Source organism: Streptomyces sp. NPDC101132, assembly GCF_044759225.1.
GTDB lineage: Bacteria > Actinomycetota > Actinomycetes > Streptomycetales > Streptomycetaceae > Streptomyces.
Genome location: NZ_JBIVYX010000005.1, coordinates 318,032 through 336,823 on the forward strand (window position 1 = coordinate 318,032; position 18,792 = coordinate 336,823).

The window sequence follows — 18,792 nt, forward strand, 5'->3', positions numbered from 1 at the left end:
GCTTTACTTACCAGCCTTTCCGACCTTGCGGCGGATGACCTCGCCCGCGTACTTGACGCCCTTGGCCTTGTACGGGTCGGGCTTCCGCAGCTTGCGGATGTTGGCGGCGACCTCGCCGACCTTCTGCTTGTCGATGCCCTCGACCGAGAACTTGGTCGGCGACTCGACCTTGAAGGAGATGCCCTCGGGCGCCTCCACCAGGATCGGGTGGCTGTAGCCGAGCTGGAACTCCAGGTCGGAGCCCTTCGCGGCAACGCGGTAACCGACACCGCTGATCTCGAGCGCCTTGGTGTATCCCGTGGTCACACCGGTGATCATGTTGGCCACCAGCGTGCGGGACAGGCCGTGGAGGGCCTTGTTCTGACGCTCGTCGTTCGGACGGGTGACGTTCAGAACGCCGTCCTCGCCCTTAACGATCTCGATCGGAGCGGCGACGGTGTGCGTCAGGGTGCCCTTGGAACCCTTGACGGTGACCGTACGGCCCTCGATGGTGACGTCCACGCCGGCGGGAACCGGGATGGGGAGCTTGCCGATACGAGACATAGCTTTTCCTCCGTTCCCGACTACCAGACGTAGGCGAGGACTTCCCCACCCACGCCCTTCTTCTGCGCCTGCTGGCCGGTCAGGAGACCGTGGGACGTGGAGATGATCGCCACGCCCAGGCCGCCGAGGACCTTCGGCAGGTTGGTGGACTTCGCGTACACGCGCAGACCCGGCTTCGAGATGCGCTTGATGCCGGCGATCGAGCGCTCGCGGTTCGGACCGAACTTCAGCTCGAGGACGAGGTTCTTACCGACCTCGGCGTCCTCGACCTTCCAGCCGGTGATGAAACCCTCCTGCTTGAGGATTTCCGCGATGTGCGACTTGATCTTGCTGTGCGGCATCACGACCTGGTCGTGGTACGCCGAGTTTGCGTTACGCAGACGAGTCAGCATGTCTGCGATCGGGTCAGTCATGGTCATGAATCGGCCTTCGGCCTCTCTCGCCGGGGTTTCCTGTATGCGCCATCCCTCTCCCCACACAGAGGCGGGACGGGTGCGGCGCGGGGACCTACGGCGTAGTAAGTCGGTAGGGCGGCGGACGCCCAACCCCACAAGCCTACGGCATGCGGGACGGGCGGTCCGCCGACCTGATGCTTACCGAGAGCGTCTGGAAAACCTCAACACCCAAAGGGTGAAGGGGATTTACCAGGAGCTCTTGGTCACGCCCGGCAGCTCGCCACGGTGAGCCATCTCACGAAGGCACACGCGGCACAGGCCGAACTTGCGGTAGACGGAGTGCGGACGACCGCAGCGCTGGCAGCGGGTGTACGCGCGCACGCCGAACTTGGGCTTGCGGGCAGCCTTCGCGATGAGAGCCTTCTTCGCCATCTCGCTTACGCCTCCTTGAACGGGAAGCCGAGGTGACGCAGAAGGGCACGGCCCTCGTCGTCGTTGGTCGCCGTGGTCACCACGGTGATGTCCATACCCCGGACGCGGTCGATCTTGTCCTGGTCGATCTCGTGGAACATGACCTGCTCCGTGAGACCGAAGGTGTAGTTGCCCCGGCCGTCGAACTGCTTCGGGGACAGACCACGGAAGTCGCGGATGCGCGGGAGCGCGAGCGACAGGGTGCGGTCCAGGAACTCCCACATGCGGTCGCCACGGAGGGTGACGTGGGCACCGATCGGCTGGCCCTCGCGCAGCTTGAACTGCGCGATGGACTTGCGGGCCTTGGTGACGGCCGGCTTCTGGCCGGTGATCGTGGTGAGGTCCTTGATGGCGCCCTCGATCAGCTTGGAGTCGCGGGCGGCGTCGCCCACACCCATGTTGACCACGATCTTCACGAGGCCGGGGATCTGCATGACGTTCTCGTACTTGAACTCGTCACGCAGCTTGCCCGCGATCTCCTCGCGGTACTTCGTCTTCAGACGCGGAGTGGTAGCCATCAGATGTCCTCACCCGTGCGCTTGGCAACGCGGATCTTGTTGCCCTCGTCGTCGAAGCGGAAACCGACGCGGGTGACGACCTTCTTGCCGTCCTTCTCCACGACCAGCTGGACGTTCGAAACGTGGACGGGGGCCTCGGTGATCACGATGCCGCCGGCCTGGTTCGGACCAGCCTTGGTGTGCTTCTTGACCCGGTTGACACCCTCGACCAGAACGCGGTTCTCAGCGGGCATGGCCTGGATGACCTTGCCCTGCTTGCCCTTGTCCTTGCCGGTGATGACCTGGACCAGGTCGCCCTTCTTGATCTTCATGCTTACAGCACCTCCGGCGCGAGCGAGATGATCTTCATGAACTTCTTCTCGCGCAGCTCACGGCCGACCGGGCCGAAGATGCGGGTGCCGCGAGGGTCGCCGTCGTTCTTCAGAATGACAGCGGCGTTCTCGTCGAAGCGGATGTACGAGCCGTCCTGGCGGCGGCGCTCCTTGACGGTGCGAACGATGACCGCCTTGACGACGTCACCCTTCTTCACGTTGCCACCGGGGATCGCGTCCTTGACGGTGGCGACGATGACGTCACCGATGCCCGCGTAGCGGCGGCCGGAGCCACCGAGAACACGGATGCAAAGGATCTCCTTGGCACCAGTGTTGTCGGCGACACGAAGCCGCGACTCCTGCTGGATCACGTCTATCTCCTGTTTGTCTGCCGGTTCCCGGCAGGGGCTGATCTCTCAGCCCCTGCCGAGCCTGGCGGAACCGACCTGAGGGAAACCCCTCAGGCTGTGTCTTTGGACTTCCCTTGCGGGAAGTTCCTTACTTGGCCTTCTCGAGGATCTCGACGACGCGCCAGCGCTTCGTCGCGGACAGCGGCCGGGTCTCCATGAGGAGGACGCGGTCGCCGACGCCCGCGGCGTTGGCCTCGTCGTGCGCCTTGAGCTTGTTGGTACGGCGGATGACCTTGCCGTACAGCGCGTGCTTGACGCGGTCCTCAACGGCGACGACGACGGTCTTGTCCATCTTGTCGCTGACGACCAGACCCTCGCGGGTCTTCCGGAAGCCGCGCTCGGTCTTCTCAGTCACGTTGTTCTCGCTCATCAGGCGTTCTCCACCGTCTCGATACCGAGCTCACGCTCGTGCATCAGGGTGTAGATGCGAGCGATGTCCTTACGGACGGACTTGAGCCGGCCGTTGTTCTCCAGCTGACCCGTGGCCGCCTGGAAACGGAGCTTGAACAGCTCCTCCTTGGCCTCGCGCAGCTTGGCAACGAGCTCCTCGTTGCCCAGCTCGCGCAGCTCCGACGCCTTGGTACCGGCCGCCATCACGACTCACCTGCCTCGCGCTTGACGATCCGGCACTTCATCGGCAGCTTGTGGGCCGCACGAGTCAGAGCCTCACGCGCAATCTTCTCGTTCGGGTAGGACAGCTCGAACATGACCCGGCCCGGGTGCACGTTCGCGATCCACCACTCGGGGGAACCCTTACCGGAACCCATGCGGGTCTCGGCGGGCTTCTTCGTGAGCGGACGGTCCGGGTAGATGTTGATCCAGACCTTGCCGCCACGCTTGATGTGGCGGGTCATCGCGATACGAGCCGCCTCGATCTGGCGGTTCGTCACGTAGGCCGGGGTCAGCGCCTGGATGCCGTACTCGCCGAATGCGACCTCGGTACCGCCCTTGGAGACACCGCCCCGCTTCGGGTGGTGCTGCTTGCGGTGCTTGACCCTACGAGGGATCAGCATGTCGGTCAGGCCTCCGTTCCGGTGCTCTCAGCCGGAGCGGCGGCAGCGGCCTCGGCCTTGGGGGCCTCGGTCGCAGCAGCCTGCTGCGGCTTGCGGCCGCGGCCGCCACGCTCGCCGCCACGGCCACCACGGCCGGCGGGGCGGTCAGCGCCACCACGGGCCGGGCGGTTGCCCGCGCGGGCCGCAGCGTTCTCGGCGCGAACCTCGGCGATGTTCTTGACGTCGCCCTTGTAGATCCAGACCTTCACGCCGATGCGGCCGAAGGTGGTCTTGGCCTCGAAGAAGCCGTACTCGACGTTCGCGCGCAGCGTGTGCAGCGGCACACGACCCTCGCGGTAGAACTCCGAGCGGGACATCTCGGCGCCGCCGAGACGGCCGCCACACTGGATCTTGATGCCCTTGGCGCCGGCCTTCATGGCGGACTGCATGCTCTTGCGCATGGCCCGACGGAAGGAGACGCGGGAGGACAGCTGCTCGGCAACGGCCTGGGCCACGAGCTGAGCGTCGACCTCGGGGTTCTTGACCTCGAGGATGTTCAGCTGGACCTGCTTGCCGGTGAGCTTCTCGAGGTCGCCGCGGATGCGGTCGGCCTCGGCGCCACGGCGGCCGATGACGATGCCCGGACGGGCGGTGTGGATGTCCACGCGGACACGGTCACGGGTGCGCTCGATCTCAACCTTCGAGATGCCGGCGCGCTCCATGCCGGACGTCATCATCCGACGGATGGCGACGTCTTCCTTGACGTAGTCCTTGTACAGCTTGTCGGCGTACCAGCGCGACTTGAAGTCGGTGGTGATGCCGAGCCGGAACCCGTGCGGGTTTACCTTCTGGCCCATTACCGGGTTCCTTCCTTGCTGCTGACGACCACGGTGATGTGGGAGGTCCGCTTGCGGATCCGGTAGGCACGGCCCTGGGCACGCGGACGGAACCGCTTCAGGGTCGGACCCTCGTCAACAAACGCCTCGCTGATGAACAGCGAGGAGGCGTCCGTGTGGTTGTAGTTGTGCGCGGCGTTGGCGATGGCGCTGTCAAGCACCTTGCCCACCGGCACAGACGCGGCCTGCGGAGCGAAACGCAGGACCGCCTGGGCCTCCGTGGCGTCCATGCCACGGATGAGGTCCACCACACGGCGGGCCTTCATGGGCGTGACACGGATGTACCGCGCCTGAGCCCTGGCTTCCATGGTTGTCCCTTCGGTGTAAGTCATAGTCGTTCCCACCCCGCGATTAGCGGCGCTTCGACTTCCGGTCGTCCTTGACGTGGCCGCGGAAGGTGCGAGTCGGCGAGAACTCGCCGAGCTTGTGGCCGACCATGGACTCGGTGACGAACACCGGGACATGGGTCTTGCCGTTGTGCACCGCGATCGTGTGACCCAGCATGCTGGGGATGATCATCGAGCGACGGGACCAGGTCTTGATGACGTTCTTGGTGCCGGCTTCGTTCTGGGCGTCCACCTTCTTTACGAGGTGGTCGTCGACGAAGGGCCCCTTCTTGAGACTGCGCGGCATCTAAACCCGCTCCTAGCGCTTCTTGTTCGTCTTGCGGCGGCGGACGATGTACTTGTTCGAAGCCTTCTTCGGCGAACGAGTACGACCCTCCTTCTGACCCCACGGGGAGACCGGGTGGCGACCACCGGAGGTCTTGCCCTCACCACCACCGTGCGGGTGGTCAACCGGGTTCATCGCGACACCGCGGACGGTCGGGCGGACGCCCTTCCAGCGCATGCGGCCGGCCTTGCCCCAGTTGATGTTCGACTGCTCGGCGTTGCCGACCTCGCCGATCGTGGCGCGGCAGCGCACGTCGACCAGGCGGATCTCACCGGACGGCATACGGAGGTGCGCCATGGCACCTTCCTTCGCCAGCAGCTGCACGGAGGCACCCGCGGAACGGGCGAACTTGGCACCGCCACCGGGACGGAGCTCGATCGCGTGGATCGTGGTACCGACCGGGATGTTGCGGAGCGCCAGGTTGTTACCGGGCTTGATGTCGGCCGCGGGGCCGTTCTCGATCCGGTCGCCCTGGTTCAGGCCGCGCGGAGCGATGATGTAGCGCTTCTCGCCGTCCGCGTAGTGCAGGAGAGCGATGCGCGCGGTGCGGTTCGGGTCGTACTCGATGTGAGCGACCTTGGCCGGCACGCCGTCCTTGTCGTGACGACGGAAGTCGATCACGCGGTAGGCGCGCTTGTGGCCACCGCCCTGGTGGCGAACGGTCACACGACCGGCGTTGTTACGGCCGCCCTTGCTGTGCAGCGGGCGGACCAGCGACTTCTCCGGCGTGGACCGCGTGATCTCGACAAAGTCGGCGACGCTGGAGCCACGACGGCCCGGGGTCGTCGGCTTGTACTTGCGGATACCCATTTCTCAGTCCTCGTCCGATTCCGGACGACTCGGACTCCGTTAGGAGACCGGGCCGCCGAAGATGTCGATACGGGCGCCCTCGGCAAGGGTGACGATGGCGCGCTTGGTGTTGGCGCGCTTACCGAAACCGGTGCGGGTGCGCTTGCGCTTGCCCTGGCGGTTGATCGTGTTCACCCCGGTGACCTTGACCGAGAAGACCGCCTCGACGGCCTGCTTGATCTGGGTCTTGTTGGCGCGGGGGTCGACGATGAACGTGTACTTGTTCTCGTCCAGCAGCGCGTAGCTCTTCTCGGAGACGACCGGGCGAACAAGGATGTCGCGCGGGTCCGTGAAGGTCTTGCTGGTGATCGTTGCCTCAGACATCAGGCCTCGTTCCCTTCGGTCTCAGCGGCCTTGGGGCCAGACACGAAGGACTCGAGAGCGGCCTGGGTGAAGACCACGTCGTCCGAGACGAGCACGTCGTACGTGTTCAGCTGGCCCGGCTCCAGGATGTGCACCTGGGGCAGGTTGCGGGCGGACAGCCACGCGGCCTCGTCGGCGCGCTCGACGACCAGGAGCAGGTTCTTGCGCTCCGAGATCTTGGCGAACAGCGTCTTGGCGGCCTTGGTGGAGGCGGCACCCTCGACCACGCCGGAGACGACGTGGATGCGGGAGTGACGGGCCCGGTCGGTGAGGGCGCCACGCAGGGCGGCGGCCTTCATCTTCTTCGGGGTCCGCTGCGAGTAGTCACGCGGCACGGGGCCGTGCACGACGCCACCGCCGGCGAACTGCGGCGCACGGGTCGAACCCTGACGGGCGCGGCCGGTGCCCTTCTGGCGGTAGGGCTTCTTGCCACCACCACGGACCTCGCCACGCGTCTTGACCTTGTGCGTACCCTGACGGGCGGCGGCCAGCTGCGCGACGACGACCTGGTGGATCAGCGGAACGCTGACCTTGGCGTCGAAGATCTCGGCCGGGAGCTCGACGGTCCCGGTCTTGTCGCCGGAGGGCGACAGAATGTCAATGGTGCTCATAGTCCTCAGGCCCCCTTGGCCGCGGTGCGGACCAGGACGAGGCCGCCGTTCGGACCAGGAACCGCGCCCTTGATGAGCAGCAGGCCCTTCTCCGCGTCAACGGCGTGAACGGTCAGGTTCTGGGTGGTGACCCGGTCGTTACCCATGCGGCCGGCCATCTTCATACCCTTGAAGACGCGGCCCGGGGTGGCGCAGCCACCGATCGAACCCGGCTTGCGGTGGACACGGTGGGCACCGTGCGACGCCTTGCCACCACGGAAGTTGTGGCGCTTCATGGCACCGGCGAAGCCCTTGCCCTTGCTCGTGCCCGTGACGTCAACCTTGACGCCGGACTCGAACACCTCGGCCGTGATCTCCTGGCCGAGCGTGTACTCGCTGGCGTCGGAGGTACGGAGCTCCACCAGGTGGCGGCGCGGGGTCACGTCGGCCTTGGCGAAGTGGCCCTTGAGGGGCTTGTTCACCTTGCGCGGGTCGATCTCGCCGAAGGCGATCTGGACCGACTCGTAGCCGTCGATGTCGTTGGTGCGGACCTGGGTGACGACACAGGGCCCGGCCTTGACGACGGTCACCGGGACGACACGGTTGTTCTCGTCCCAGACCTGGGTCATGCCGAGCTTCTCGCCCAGGACGCCCTTGATCTGCTTAGCCATCTTCTCCGCGCCTCTCAGAGCTTGATCTCGATGTCAACGCCGGCCGGAAGGTCCAGGCGCATCAGCGAGTCAACGGTCTTGGGCGTCGGGTCGAGGATGTCGATCAGGCGCTTGTGCGTGCGCATCTCGAAGTGCTCGCGCGAGTCCTTGTACTTGTGCGGCGACTTGATGACGCAGTACACGTTCTTCTCAGTGGGCAGCGGCACCGGGCCCGCGACCGACGCACCAGTGCGGGTCACCGTCTCGACGATCTTCTTCGCCGAGGAGTCGATGACCTCGTGGTCGTAGGCCTTGAGCCGGATGCGGATCTTCTGTCCCGCCATGGCTACTTCGTAGTCCTTCGTCTCTGTGGAACGCTCTGGAACTCGGTCGGCTGCGCGTTTCCGCGCCGCTCTCCTCCGACCCACGCGGTCGGGCGTGTCGCACTCCCGCTTCTGAAAATTCCCATACGGAAATTCCCTGCCAGAGGGGGTGCGGTCCGAGACCGCGCTTCGGGGGAAGAACACCCACCGAGTGCCTGGCCGGCACCCCGCTGACGCTTCCCGGAAGATTCCCGTACGTCCGCCCCATTGCTGCCCCGGAGGGCAGATAAAGGCGACGAGTACTGTGGGACTCGCTTCCGGTCCTCCCGGCGGGAGGCGCGCAGCATCGGTACTCAACCGAGCAACTTGAACAGTCTGCCATACATGACGCAGAGGGCGCCAATCGCAAGCGGGGAGCGTACCCCATCTCACATTTCGCAGGCGCATCCGCCACGCGGGAGAACCCGCCGGACGGACGGAAGGGCCCCGGTCCACCGCTCACGCGGCGGGCCGGGGCCCTTCTCAGCAGCTCTGGAGAGCTACCAGGTCAGAACACGAATTACTTCGTGATCTTGGTGACCTGGCCGGCGCCGACGGTCCGGCCACCCTCACGGATGGCGAACTTCAGGCCCTCCTCCATGGCGACGGGCTGGATCAGCGCGACGGTCATGTCGGTGTTGTCGCCCGGCATGACCATCTCGGTGCCCTCGGGGAGGGTCACGACGCCGGTCACGTCCGTGGTACGGAAGTAGAACTGCGGGCGGTAGTTGTTGAAGAACGGGGTGTGACGGCCACCCTCGTCCTTCGACAGGATGTACGCGGTGGCCTCGAACTCGGTGTGCGGCGTGACCGAACCGGGCTTGATGATGACCTGGCCGCGCTCGACGTCCTCGCGCTTGATGCCACGGAGGAGCAGACCGACGTTCTCACCGGCCTGGCCCTCGTCGAGCAGCTTGCGGAACATCTCGATGCCGGTGACCGTGGTGGTGGTCTTCTCCGGGCGGATGCCGATGATGTCGACGGTCTCGTTGACCTTCAGGACACCACGCTCGATACGACCGGTGACGACGGTGCCACGACCGGTGATCGTGAAGACGTCCTCGACGGGCATGAGGAACGGCTTGTCGGTCTCACGCGGCGGGGTCGGGATCGACTCGTCGACGGCCTTCATGAGGCCGAGGAGCTTCTCGCCCCACTCCTTGTCGCCCTCGAGCGCCTTGAGCGCCGAGACCTGCACGACGGGGAGCTCGTCGCCCGGGAAGTCGTACTCGGAGAGGAGCTCGCGGACCTCGAGCTCGACGAGCTCCAGGATCTCCTCGTCGTCCACCATGTCGGCCTTGTTCAGGGCGACGACGATGTACGGAACGCCGACCTGGCGGGCCAGGAGCACGTGCTCCTTGGTCTGCGGCATCGGGCCGTCGGTGGCGGCGACCACGAGGATGGCGCCGTCCATCTGCGCGGCACCGGTGATCATGTTCTTGATGTAGTCCGCGTGACCCGGGCAGTCGACGTGGGCGTAGTGACGCGCCTCGGTCTGGTACTCGACGTGCGCGATGGAGATGGTGATACCGCGCTGGCGCTCCTCGGGAGCCTTGTCGATCTGGTCGAAGGCCGAGGCCTCGTTCAGGTCCGGGTACGCGTCGTGCAGCACCTTGGTAATGGCGGCCGTGAGGGTCGTCTTACCGTGGTCAATGTGACCGATGGTGCCGATGTTGACGTGCGGCTTAGTCCGCTCGAACTTCGCCTTCGCCACTGGGGTCCTCCTGTGGAGTGGTTCTGTACGCCTTACTCATCGGCGCCAGGTGATCTTTGCTGGAATGCCGGCCCCCCGGGGCAACCGATGCGGTTGCCCGACTGCCCCAGGGATCCGGTGACAAGCCTAAAGCGTGAACTCGGGAGAGTTACTCGCCCTTGGCCTTCGCGATGATCTCCTCGGCGACGTTCCGCGGAACCTCGGCGTAGGAGTCGAACTGCATCGAGTAGCTTGCGCGACCCGAGGTCTTGCTGCGGAGGTCTCCGACGTAGCCGAACATCTCCGAAAGCGGCACGAGGCCCTTCACGATGCGAGCACCGTGGCGCTCCTCCATGGCCTGGATCTGGCCACGGCGGGAGTTGATGTCGCCGATGACCTCACCCATGTAGTCCTCGGGCGTGGTGACCTCGACGGCCATCATCGGCTCGAGCAGCACGGGGCTGGCCTTGCGCGCGGCCTCCTTGAAGGCCTGCGAACCGGCGATCTTGAAGGCGAGCTCGGAGGAGTCGACCTCGTGGTACGCACCGTCGTGGAGGATGACGCGGACGCCGGTCATCTCGTAGCCGGCCAGGATGCCGAACTGCATGGCCTCCTGCGCACCCGCGTCCACCGAGGGGATGTACTCCTTGGGGATGCGGCCACCGGTGACCTTGTTCACGAACTCGTACGAGGAGTCGCCGCCCTCGATCGGCTCGATGCCGATCTGGACCTTGGCGAACTGACCCGTACCACCGGTCTGCTTCTTGTGCGTGTAGTCGACGCGCTCGACGGCCTTGCGGATCGTCTCGCGGTAGGCCACCTGCGGCTTGCCGACGTTGGCCTCGACCTTGAACTCACGGCGCATGCGGTCGACCAGCACCTCGAGGTGCAGCTCGCCCATACCGCCGATGATGGTCTGGCCGGTCTCCTCGTCCGAGTGGACCTGGAAGGAGGGGTCCTCCTCCGCGAGACGCTGGATGGCGACACCCAGCTTCTCCTGGTCACCCTTGGACTTGGGCTCGATCGCGACCTGGATCACCGGCGCCGGGAAGTCCATGGACTCCAGGATGACCGGGGACTTCTCGTCGCACAGCGTCTCACCGGTGGTGGTCTGCTTCAGGCCCATGACGGCGACGATGTCGCCGGCGCCCACCGAGTCGATCTCCTCACGCTTGTTCGCGTGCATGCGGTAGATCTTGCCGATGCGCTCCTTCTTGCCCTTGACGGAGTTCAGCACCGAAGAGCCGGACTCCAGGCGGCCCGAGTAAACCCGGACGAAGGTGAGCTTGCCGAGGTGCGGGTCGCTCATGATCTTGAACGCCAGCGCCGAGAGGGGCTCCTCGTCGGACGGCTTGCGCTTCACGACGGTCTCGGCGTCCTTGACGTCGTGGCCCTCGATGGCCTCGATGTCGAGCGGCGACGGCAGGTAGCGGACGACGGCGTCGAGCAGGGGCTGGACGCCCTTGTTCTTGAACGCCGTGCCACAGAACACCGCGGTGACCGTGGAGCCCTGGCCCTTGCCGGAGCCGAGGATGATGCGGCGGACGGCGGCGTGCAGCTGCTCCTCGGTCGGCTCCTCGCCGCCCAGGTACAGCTCCATGATCTCGTCGTCGTTCTCGGCGACGGTCTCGACCAGCTTGCCGCGCCACTCCTCGGCCGCCTCGGCGTGGGAGGCCGGGATGTCGACGACGTCGTACATCTCGCCCTTGGTCGCCTCGGCGGACCAGACGAGCGCCTTCATGCGGACCAGGTCGACAACGCCCTGGAAGTCCGCCTCGGCACCGATCGGGAGCTGCATGACGATCGGAACCGCGCCCAGGCGGTCCTTGATCATGTCGACGCAGCGGTGGAACTCGGCGCCGGTACGGTCCAGCTTGTTGACGAAGCAGATGCGCGGGACGCCGTAACGGTCGGCCTGGCGCCACACCGTCTCGGACTGCGGCTCAACACCGGCAACGCCGTCGAACACGGTGACGGCACCGTCGAGGACGCGGAGCGAACGCTCCACCTCGACCGTGAAGTCCACGTGACCCGGGGTGTCGATGATGTTGATCGTGTGGTCGACGTCCTCGAGCGGCCAGTGGCAGGTCGTCGCGGCGGACGTGATCGTGATGCCGCGCTCCTGCTCCTGCTCCATCCAGTCCATCGTGGCGGCGCCGTCGTGGACCTCACCGATCTTGTACGACACACCGGTGTAGAACAGGATGCGCTCGGTGGTGGTCGTCTTGCCCGCGTCGATGTGGGCCATGATGCCGATGTTGCGCACCTTGGCCAGGTCAAGCGAAGTGGTAGCCATAAGGCTTCAGTCTTCTCTCGGTCTCGATGTGGGTTGCGACTACCAGCGGTAGTGCGCGAAGGCCTTGTTGGACTCGGCCATCTTGTGCGTGTCCTCGCGCTTCTTCACGGCCGCACCGAGGCCGTTGGAGGCGTCGAGCAGCTCGTTCATGAGGCGCTCGGTCATGGTCTTCTCGCGGCGGGCGCGGGAGTAGCCCACGAGCCAGCGGAGGGCCAGGGTCGACTGACGACCCGGCTTGACCTCGACGGGGACCTGGTAGGTCGCGCCACCGACGCGGCGGGACTTGACCTCGAGGGAGGGCTTGACGTTCTCCAGCGCGCGCTTCAGCGTGATGACCGGGTCGTTGCCGGTCTTCTCGCGGAGGCCTTCCATGGCGCCGTAGACGATGCGCTCGGCGGTGGAGCGCTTGCCGTCCAGGAGGATCTTGTTGATGAGCGAGGTCACCAGAGGAGAACCGTAGACCGGGTCGATGATGACCGGGCGCTTCGGGGCGGGGCCCTTACGAGGCATTCTTACTTCTCCTTCTTGGCGCCGTAGCGGCTGCGGGCCTGCTTGCGGTTCTTGACAGCCTGGGTGTCAAGCGCACCGCGGATGATCTTGTAACGAACACCCGGCAGGTCCTTCACACGGCCACCACGCACGAGCACGATCGAGTGCTCCTGCAGGTTGTGTCCCTCACCCGGAATGTAAGCGGTGACCTCGATGCCGGAGGTCAGACGCACACGCGCGACCTTACGGAGCGCCGAGTTCGGCTTCTTCGGGGTGGTCGTGAACACACGCGTGCAGACGCCACGGCGCTGGGGCGAGGCCTCAAGCGCGGGCGTCTTCGTCTTCTCGACCTTGTCCTGCCGGCCCTTGCGGACCAGCTGCTGGATCGTAGGCACTACTTCTCCGGTTTCTGTGTGCCGTTGGTGAAACTAACCTGAAACAACTCCGACCCACGCGGTCGGGTGTGTCGAATCCGGCAGACCTCCGCGAGACGCGGAAACGTACGGATTGCGGTGGCCGATGACGCTCGCGTGCGGTGATGGACACGCACGGGAGCCCAGGCACACCCCAGGCACAAGGTCTGAGCGTACCTATCGCATCCACTCCGGTCAAAACAAATGCCCACGCCCGGCCGTCCTGGTGGCAAGGTCCCCGGCCACGGCGGAAGAACCCGTCAAGGTACTGGATGACAGGTCTTTCCTCCCCCTCCAGGAAGTCGACGCATGAGCCGCGATTCCGTCCCCGGCGCCGCTCGGCGGCTGCTCGTCCGCTGCGGTGCCGTCCTGGTGGCCGCGGCCGGCGCGCTGCTGTCCGTGGGCATCTTCCTGCAGCTGTACGTCCGGCCCACGTCGGACGACTGGTGCGCCGCCTACAAGGCCCGTGACCTGGGTGTCCTCGGCCTCGCCAAGGACTTCTACCTGACCCAGAACGGCCGGGTCACCAACGCCCTCGTCACCGGTGTCGTCTACGCCGACGGGCTCGCCGGCCCCCGCCTGCTGCCCTCCCTCCTCGCACTCGCCCTCGGCCTGTGCCTGGTGCTGCTGCTCCGCGAGGCCCTGCACCTGCTCGGCTTCGGCGGCGTGCCCCTGCCGGTCGTGGTGGCGGTGGCCGCGGTCCTGGAGGCGCTGCTGTTCTTCGCGGGCACCCGTACGTACCAGGCACTGCTCTGGGCGCCCGCCACCATCTCCCACACCCTGCCCACCGTCCTCGGGGCCGGGACCCTGCTCCTCGGCATCCGCGCCGCCCGCCGCGGGGGCACCACCGCCCGCCGGGCGGCGCTGGCCGGAACCTTCTGCACGGCCGTCGCGATGGGGATGCTCAGCGAGCCGTTCTCCATGGTCAGCTGGGCCTTCGCGGCGACCGCCGGCGTACTGGCGGTCCCCCGCCTCGGGCTGGCGCGGGACCGCTACCCGCTCGCCTGGTGCACCGCCTGGTGCCTCGGCGTGCCCCTGGGCCTGGCCATCCTCTACACCTCCCCCGGCGCCCGCTGGCGGCGCGCCCAGCAGCCCGAGAAGGCCTCCCTCCTCTCCCCCGGGGAGCTGTCGGCCACCGTGGGCGACGCGCTGCGGATCCTGCGCACCATCGCCGCCCAGGAGGCCTACCTGGCCGCCGCGGCCCTGGGCCTCCTGCTGGGACTGGCCGTCGCCCTCTGCGGCCCCACCGGCCCGGGCACCCTCGGCTCCGCCCCGCGCTGGGCCCGCTGGGCGCTGTTCGTGCTGCCGCCCCTGCTGGTGCTGGCCTCCGTGTTCCTGGTGGCGCTCGGCCTGCGCAGCGGGTACGGGCCGACCGGCTGGACGTACGCCCGTACGTGGACCAGCTTCATGACCCCGCTGCTGCTCACGCTCTGCCTGTACGGGGCCTGGCTGGGCCGGTGGGCCGGGCTGCGCCTGCGGGCCGGCGGCCCCGCGGCCCCCGCCCTGGCGGTGACGGCCGTCACCGCGGTGGCGCTGGTCGCCCTCGCCGCGCTGGTGCCGGCGCTGCGCCAGCTGACCTCCGACACGGTGGACCGGGGCCTGGCCTGGGACCGGCAGAACGCCCGGATCCGCGCCCAGGTGGCCGCCGGGGCCCGGGACGTCGGCTACCGGCCGCTGCCGATCGGGAACCTGGCCGAGCCCTTCTACACCCGGGTGTACCGCAGCGACTGGGCCGCCCGGTGCGTATCCGAGTTCTACGGTGTGGACCGCATCCACCGGCTGTAACCCACCGAACACCTGACCCCGCGGAAACGGACTCCGGAGGGGCACCCCGGAAACGGAGGAGCCCCCCGCCGCTCCTCTCGGAGCGGCGGGGGGCTTCTCGGTGACCCTTAGCCGTTGTACGGGCCGTAGTCGTAGTCCTCGAGCGGGACGGCCTGGCCGGAGCCGGTGCCGAAGGGCGAGTAGTCGATGTCGTCGTAGCCGACGGCCGAGTACATCGCGGCCTTCGCCTCCTCGGTGGGCTCGACCCGGATGTTGCGGTAGCGGGACAGACCCGTACCGGCCGGGATGAGCTTACCGATGATGACGTTCTCCTTGAGGCCGATGAGGCTGTCGGACTTGGCGTTGATCGCCGCGTCCGTCAGGACTCGGGTCGTCTCCTGGAAGGAGGCGGCCGACAGCCAGGACTCCGTCGCCAGCGAGGCCTTGGTGATACCCATCAGCTGCGGACGGCCGGAGGCGGGGTGACCGCCCTCGGTGACCACACGACGGTTCTCGGACTCGAAGCGCGAGCGCTCGACGAGCTCGCCCGGGAGCAGCTCGGCGTCGCCGGACTCGATGATCGTCACGCGGCGCAGCATCTGCCGGATGATGATCTCGATGTGCTTGTCGTGGATCGACACGCCCTGCGAGTTGTAGACCTTCTGGACCTCGCCGACCAGGTGGACCTGGACCGCACGCTGGCCGAGGATGCGCAGCACGTCGTGCGGGTTGGTGGCACCGGCGGTCAGCTTCTGGCCGACCTCGACGTGGTCGCCCTCGGAGACCTCGACGCGCGCACGCTTCGAGATCGGGAAGGCGGTCTCGTCGGAGCCGTCGTCCGGCGTGATGACGATCTTCTTGGTCTTCTCGGTCTCCTCGATCCGCACGCGGCCGGCGGCCTCGGAGATCGGGGCGACACCCTTCGGGGTACGGGCCTCGAAGAGCTCGACGACACGCGGCAGACCCTGGGTGATGTCGTCACCGGCCACACCACCGGTGTGGAAGGTACGCATCGTCAGCTGGGTACCGGGCTCACCGATGGACTGGGCGGCGATGATGCCGACCGCCTCACCGATGTCGACCAGCTTGCCGGTGGCCAGCGAGCGGCCGTAGCAGAAGGCACAGGTGCCGACGGCGGACTCACAGGTCAGGACCGAGCGGGTCTTGACCTCCTCGACGCCGTTGGCGACGAGGGCGTCGATCAGCACGTCGCCGAGGTCCACGTTGGCCGGCGCGATGACCTTGCCGTCGATGACGACGTCCTCGGCCAGCATGCGGGCGTACACGGAGGTCTCGACGTCGTCGGCCTTGCGCAGGACGCCGTCCTCGCCGCGGACGGCGATCTTCAGCTTCAGGCCGCGCTCGGTGCCGCAGTCCTCCTCGCGGATGATCACGTCCTGCGAGACGTCCACGAGACGACGGGTCAGGTAACCCGAGTCGGCGGTACGCAGGGCGGTGTCGGCGAGACCCTTACGGGCACCGTGGGTGGAGATGAAGTACTCCAGCACGGAGAGGCCCTCGCGGAACGAGGCCTTGATCGGACGCGGGATGGTCTCGTTCTTCGCGTTCGACACCAGACCACGCATACCGGCGATCTGCCGCATCTGCATCATGTTTCCTCGGGCACCCGAGTCAACCATCATGAAGATGGGGTTCGTCTTGGGGAAGTTCGCGTTCATCGCCTCGGCGACCTCGTTGGTCGCCTTGGTCCAGATCGCGATGAGCTCCTGCGTGCGCTCGTCCTTGGTGATCAGACCGCGCTCGTACTGCTTCTGGACCTTCTCGTCCTGGGCCTCGTAGCCCGCGACGATCTCCTTCTTCGCGTCGGGGACGACGACGTCGGAGATGGCCACGGTGACGCCGGAACGGGTCGCCCAGTGGAAGCCGGCCGCCTTCAGGTTGTCGAGCGTCGCCGCCACGATGACCTTGGGGTAGCGCTCCGCCAGGTCGTTGACGATCTCGGAGAGCTGCTTCTTGCCCACCGAGTAGTCGACGAACGGGTAGTCCTCGGGCAGCAGCTCGTTGAAGAGCGCACGGCCCAGCGAGGTCTTCAGGCGGAAGCTGTCGCCCGGCTGGAACTCGGCCTCACCCTCCTCGGCGACCGGGGGGACCCAGCCGCGCGGCGGGATGGTGCCCACCGGGAAGCGGATGTCGACGGACGACTGGAGCGAGAGCTCGCCCGCGTCGAACGCCATGATCGCCTCGGCGGTGGAGCCGAAGGAGCGGCCCTCGCCCTTGACGTCGCGCAGCTCGCCGTCGGTGGTGAGGAAGAACAGACCGAGGACCATGTCCTGGGTCGGCATCGTCACCGGGCGGCCGTCGGCCGGCTTGAGGATGTTGTTCGAGGACAGCATCAGGATGCGGGCCTCGGCCTGCGCCTCCGCGGAGAGCGGCAGGTGGACGGCCATCTGGTCACCGTCGAAGTCCGCGTTGAACGCGGTGCAGACGAGCGGGTGGATCTGGATGGCCTTGCCCTCGACCAGCTGGGGCTCGAAGGCCTGGATGCCGAGGCGGTGCAGCGTGGGCGCACGGTTCAGCAGCACCGGGTGCTCGGCGATGACCTCTTCGAGGACGTCGTACACGACGGTGCGGCCGCGCTCGACCATGCGCTTGGCCGACTTGATGTTCTGCGCGTGGTTCAGGTCGACCAGGCGCTTCATCACGAACGGCTTGAAGAGCTCCAGCGCCATGGCCTTGGGCAGACCGCACTGGTGCAGCTTGAGCTGCGGGCCGACGACGATGACGGAACGCGCCGAGTAGTCGACTCGCTTGCCGAGCAGGTTCTGACGGAATCGACCCTGCTTGCCCTTCAGCATGTCGCTGAGGGACTTCAGCGGACGGTTGCCGGGGCCCGTGACCGGGCGGCCGCGGCGGCCGTTGTCGAAGAGGGCGTCGACCGCCTCCTGGAGCATCCGCTTCTCGTTGTTCACGATGATCTCGGGGGCACCGAGGTCGAGCAGACGCTTCAGACGGTTGTTGCGGTTGATGACACGGCGGTACAGGTCGTTCAGGTCGGAGGTCGCGAAGCGGCCACCGTCCAGCTGCACCATCGGACGCAGGTCCGGCGGGATGACCGGGACGCAGTCCAGGACCATGCCCTTGGGGCTGTTGCTGGTCTGCAGGAACGCGGAGACGACCTTCAGACGCTTCAGCGCGCGGGTCTTCTTCTGGCCCTTGCCGGTCCGGATGATCTCGCGGAGGCGCTCGGCCTCCTCCTCCAGGTCGAAGGACTCCAGGCGCTTCTGCAGCGCCGCGGCACCCATCGAGCCGTCGAAGTACGTGCCGAAGCGGTCACGCAGCTCGCGGTAGAGGAGCTCGTCGCCCTCCAGGTCCTGGACCTTGAGGTTCTTGAAGCGGTTCCAGACCTCGTCCAGGCGGTCGATCTCGCGCTGCGCACGGTCGCGCAGCTGCTTCATCTCGCGCTCGGCACCCTCGCGCACCTTGCGGCGCACGTCGGCCTTGGCACCCTCGGCCTCGAGCTCGCCGAGGTCGGACTCGAGCTTCTTGGCGCGGGCCTCGAGGTCCGCGTCACGGCGGTTCTCGATCTGCTGGCGCTCGACGGAGACGTGGGCCTCCAGGGACGGCAGGTCGCGGGTACGACGCTCCTCGTCCACGAACGTGATCATGTACGCGGCGAAGTAGATGACCTTCTCGAGGTCCTTCGGCGCCAGGTCCAGCAGGTAGCCCAGGCGCGACGGGACGCCCTTGAAGTACCAGATGTGGGTGACGGGAGCGGCCAGCTCGATGTGGCCCATCCGCTCACGGCGCACCTTGGCGCGGGTGACCTCGACGCCACAGCGCTCACAGATGATGCCCTTGAAGCGGACACGCTTGTACTTGCCGCAGTAGCACTCCCAGTCCCGGGTCGGACCGAAGATCTTCTCGCAGAAGAGTCCGTCCTTTTCGGGCTTCAGGGTGCGGTAGTTGATGGTCTCCGGCTTCTTTACCTCGCCGTGGGACCAGGTACGGATGTCGTCCGCGGTGGCAAGGCCGATCCGCAGCTCGTCGAAGAAGTTGACGTCGAGCACTGTGCGTCAATCCCTCTTTCGGGGTCGTGTCTCTTGATCAGTGGTCTGAAACGGTCCCGGGGCGGCGGGGGCTCTTGTGGAGCCCCC

At 66.8% G+C, this 18,792-nt stretch carries 23 protein-coding genes; 1 reads left to right on the plus strand and 22 read right to left on the minus strand.

Translation table 11 applies throughout. The features are described 5' to 3' along the window. Positions 1–3: 3 nt before the first annotated feature. The 21 genes from rplF to rpsL all read right to left on the minus strand — a co-directional run bounded on the left by rplF (position 4) and on the right by rpsL (position 12,895). The gene (gene rplF, locus ACIQUR_RS14340) at positions 4–543 is read right to left on the minus strand and encodes a 50S ribosomal protein L6 (RefSeq protein WP_399946036.1); all 540 of its coding nucleotides are present in this window, start codon (positions 541–543) and stop codon (positions 4–6) included. Between the two features lie 20 nt (positions 544–563). Continuing rightward, positions 564–962: a 30S ribosomal protein S8 gene (gene rpsH / locus ACIQUR_RS14345; protein WP_079429302.1), complete on the minus strand. Its 399-nt coding sequence runs from the start codon at positions 960–962 to the stop codon at positions 564–566. 222 nt (positions 963–1,184) lie between these two features. Continuing rightward, complete coding sequence (locus ACIQUR_RS14350) at positions 1,185–1,370, minus strand: type Z 30S ribosomal protein S14 (RefSeq protein ID WP_003956452.1); 186 nt, start codon at positions 1,368–1,370, stop codon at positions 1,185–1,187. Positions 1,371–1,375: 5 nt separating this feature from the next. Beyond that, positions 1,376–1,927 (minus strand): 50S ribosomal protein L5, encoded by a 552-nt coding sequence (rplE, locus tag ACIQUR_RS14355; protein ID WP_399946033.1) that lies wholly within the window; start codon positions 1,925–1,927, stop codon positions 1,376–1,378. Continuing rightward, positions 1,927–2,238: a 50S ribosomal protein L24 gene (gene rplX, locus ACIQUR_RS14360; protein WP_352193893.1), complete on the minus strand. Its 312-nt coding sequence runs from the start codon at positions 2,236–2,238 to the stop codon at positions 1,927–1,929. Before rplX ends, rplE begins: the two co-directional genes overlap by 1 nt. Before the next feature lie 2 nt (positions 2,239–2,240). After that, entirely contained in the window at positions 2,241–2,609 is a 369-nt protein-coding gene (gene rplN / locus ACIQUR_RS14365) for a 50S ribosomal protein L14 (RefSeq protein WP_003956455.1), read from the minus strand. A 127-nt stretch (positions 2,610–2,736) separates the two neighbouring features. Next, entirely contained in the window at positions 2,737–3,018 is a 282-nt protein-coding gene (gene rpsQ / locus ACIQUR_RS14370; protein ID WP_399946030.1) for a 30S ribosomal protein S17, read from the minus strand. After that, positions 3,018–3,242 (minus strand): 50S ribosomal protein L29, encoded by a 225-nt coding sequence (rpmC, locus tag ACIQUR_RS14375; RefSeq protein WP_114053741.1) that lies wholly within the window; start codon positions 3,240–3,242, stop codon positions 3,018–3,020. The genes rpsQ and rpmC overlap by 1 nt, the downstream gene beginning before the upstream one ends. After that, entirely contained in the window at positions 3,242–3,661 is a 420-nt protein-coding gene (rplP, locus tag ACIQUR_RS14380; RefSeq protein WP_125540843.1) for a 50S ribosomal protein L16, read from the minus strand. The genes rpmC and rplP overlap by 1 nt, the downstream gene beginning before the upstream one ends. 5 nt (positions 3,662–3,666) lie before the next feature. Continuing rightward, on the minus strand, positions 3,667–4,497 hold the full coding sequence (gene rpsC, locus ACIQUR_RS14385) for a 30S ribosomal protein S3 (RefSeq protein ID WP_399946025.1): 831 nt from the start codon (positions 4,495–4,497) through the stop codon (positions 3,667–3,669). Further along, on the minus strand, positions 4,497–4,844 hold the full coding sequence (gene rplV / locus ACIQUR_RS14390) for a 50S ribosomal protein L22 (RefSeq protein WP_030201575.1): 348 nt from the start codon (positions 4,842–4,844) through the stop codon (positions 4,497–4,499). The genes rpsC and rplV overlap by 1 nt, the downstream gene beginning before the upstream one ends. Before the next feature lie 43 nt (positions 4,845–4,887). Beyond that, positions 4,888–5,169, minus strand: a complete 282-nt coding sequence (rpsS, locus tag ACIQUR_RS14395) for a 30S ribosomal protein S19 (RefSeq protein ID WP_007265903.1) — start codon at positions 5,167–5,169, stop codon at positions 4,888–4,890. A gap of 12 nt (positions 5,170–5,181) precedes the next feature. Next, positions 5,182–6,018 (minus strand): 50S ribosomal protein L2, encoded by an 837-nt coding sequence (gene rplB / locus ACIQUR_RS14400; RefSeq protein WP_399946022.1) that lies wholly within the window; start codon positions 6,016–6,018, stop codon positions 5,182–5,184. A gap of 39 nt (positions 6,019–6,057) precedes the next feature. Next, complete coding sequence (rplW, locus tag ACIQUR_RS14405) at positions 6,058–6,381, minus strand: 50S ribosomal protein L23 (RefSeq protein WP_030201581.1); 324 nt, start codon at positions 6,379–6,381, stop codon at positions 6,058–6,060. Then, entirely contained in the window at positions 6,381–7,031 is a 651-nt protein-coding gene (gene rplD / locus ACIQUR_RS14410; RefSeq protein WP_403663487.1) for a 50S ribosomal protein L4, read from the minus strand. The genes rplW and rplD overlap by 1 nt, the downstream gene beginning before the upstream one ends. 5 nt (positions 7,032–7,036) lie before the next feature. Further along, complete coding sequence (rplC, locus tag ACIQUR_RS14415) at positions 7,037–7,681, minus strand: 50S ribosomal protein L3 (protein WP_365042074.1); 645 nt, start codon at positions 7,679–7,681, stop codon at positions 7,037–7,039. Between the two features lie 14 nt (positions 7,682–7,695). After that, positions 7,696–8,004 (minus strand): 30S ribosomal protein S10, encoded by a 309-nt coding sequence (rpsJ, locus tag ACIQUR_RS14420; protein WP_003948644.1) that lies wholly within the window; start codon positions 8,002–8,004, stop codon positions 7,696–7,698. A gap of 538 nt (positions 8,005–8,542) precedes the next feature. After that, entirely contained in the window at positions 8,543–9,736 is a 1,194-nt protein-coding gene (gene tuf / locus ACIQUR_RS14425; protein WP_403663491.1) for an elongation factor Tu, read from the minus strand. Positions 9,737–9,884: 148 nt separating this feature from the next. After that, positions 9,885–12,011 (minus strand): elongation factor G, encoded by a 2,127-nt coding sequence (gene fusA, locus ACIQUR_RS14430; protein ID WP_399946010.1) that lies wholly within the window; start codon positions 12,009–12,011, stop codon positions 9,885–9,887. Between the two features lie 39 nt (positions 12,012–12,050). After that, complete coding sequence (rpsG, locus tag ACIQUR_RS14435) at positions 12,051–12,521, minus strand: 30S ribosomal protein S7 (protein WP_352193902.1); 471 nt, start codon at positions 12,519–12,521, stop codon at positions 12,051–12,053. A gap of 2 nt (positions 12,522–12,523) precedes the next feature. Beyond that, the gene (gene rpsL, locus ACIQUR_RS14440; RefSeq protein WP_007265893.1) at positions 12,524–12,895 is read right to left on the minus strand and encodes a 30S ribosomal protein S12; all 372 of its coding nucleotides are present in this window, start codon (positions 12,893–12,895) and stop codon (positions 12,524–12,526) included. 327 nt (positions 12,896–13,222) lie between these two features. Here rpsL and ACIQUR_RS14445 point away from each other — a divergent pair, with 327 nt between their 5' ends. After that, positions 13,223–14,698: a DUF6056 family protein gene (locus tag ACIQUR_RS14445; RefSeq protein ID WP_403663496.1), complete on the plus strand. Its 1,476-nt coding sequence runs from the start codon at positions 13,223–13,225 to the stop codon at positions 14,696–14,698. A 107-nt stretch (positions 14,699–14,805) separates the two neighbouring features. On the opposite strand, the gene ACIQUR_RS14450 is transcribed toward ACIQUR_RS14445, so the two are convergent. Continuing rightward, a complete protein-coding gene (locus ACIQUR_RS14450; protein ID WP_403663499.1) occupies positions 14,806–18,705 on the minus strand; it encodes a DNA-directed RNA polymerase subunit beta' in 3,900 nt (1,299 codons plus the stop codon). Between the last annotated feature and the right edge of the window lie 87 nt (positions 18,706–18,792).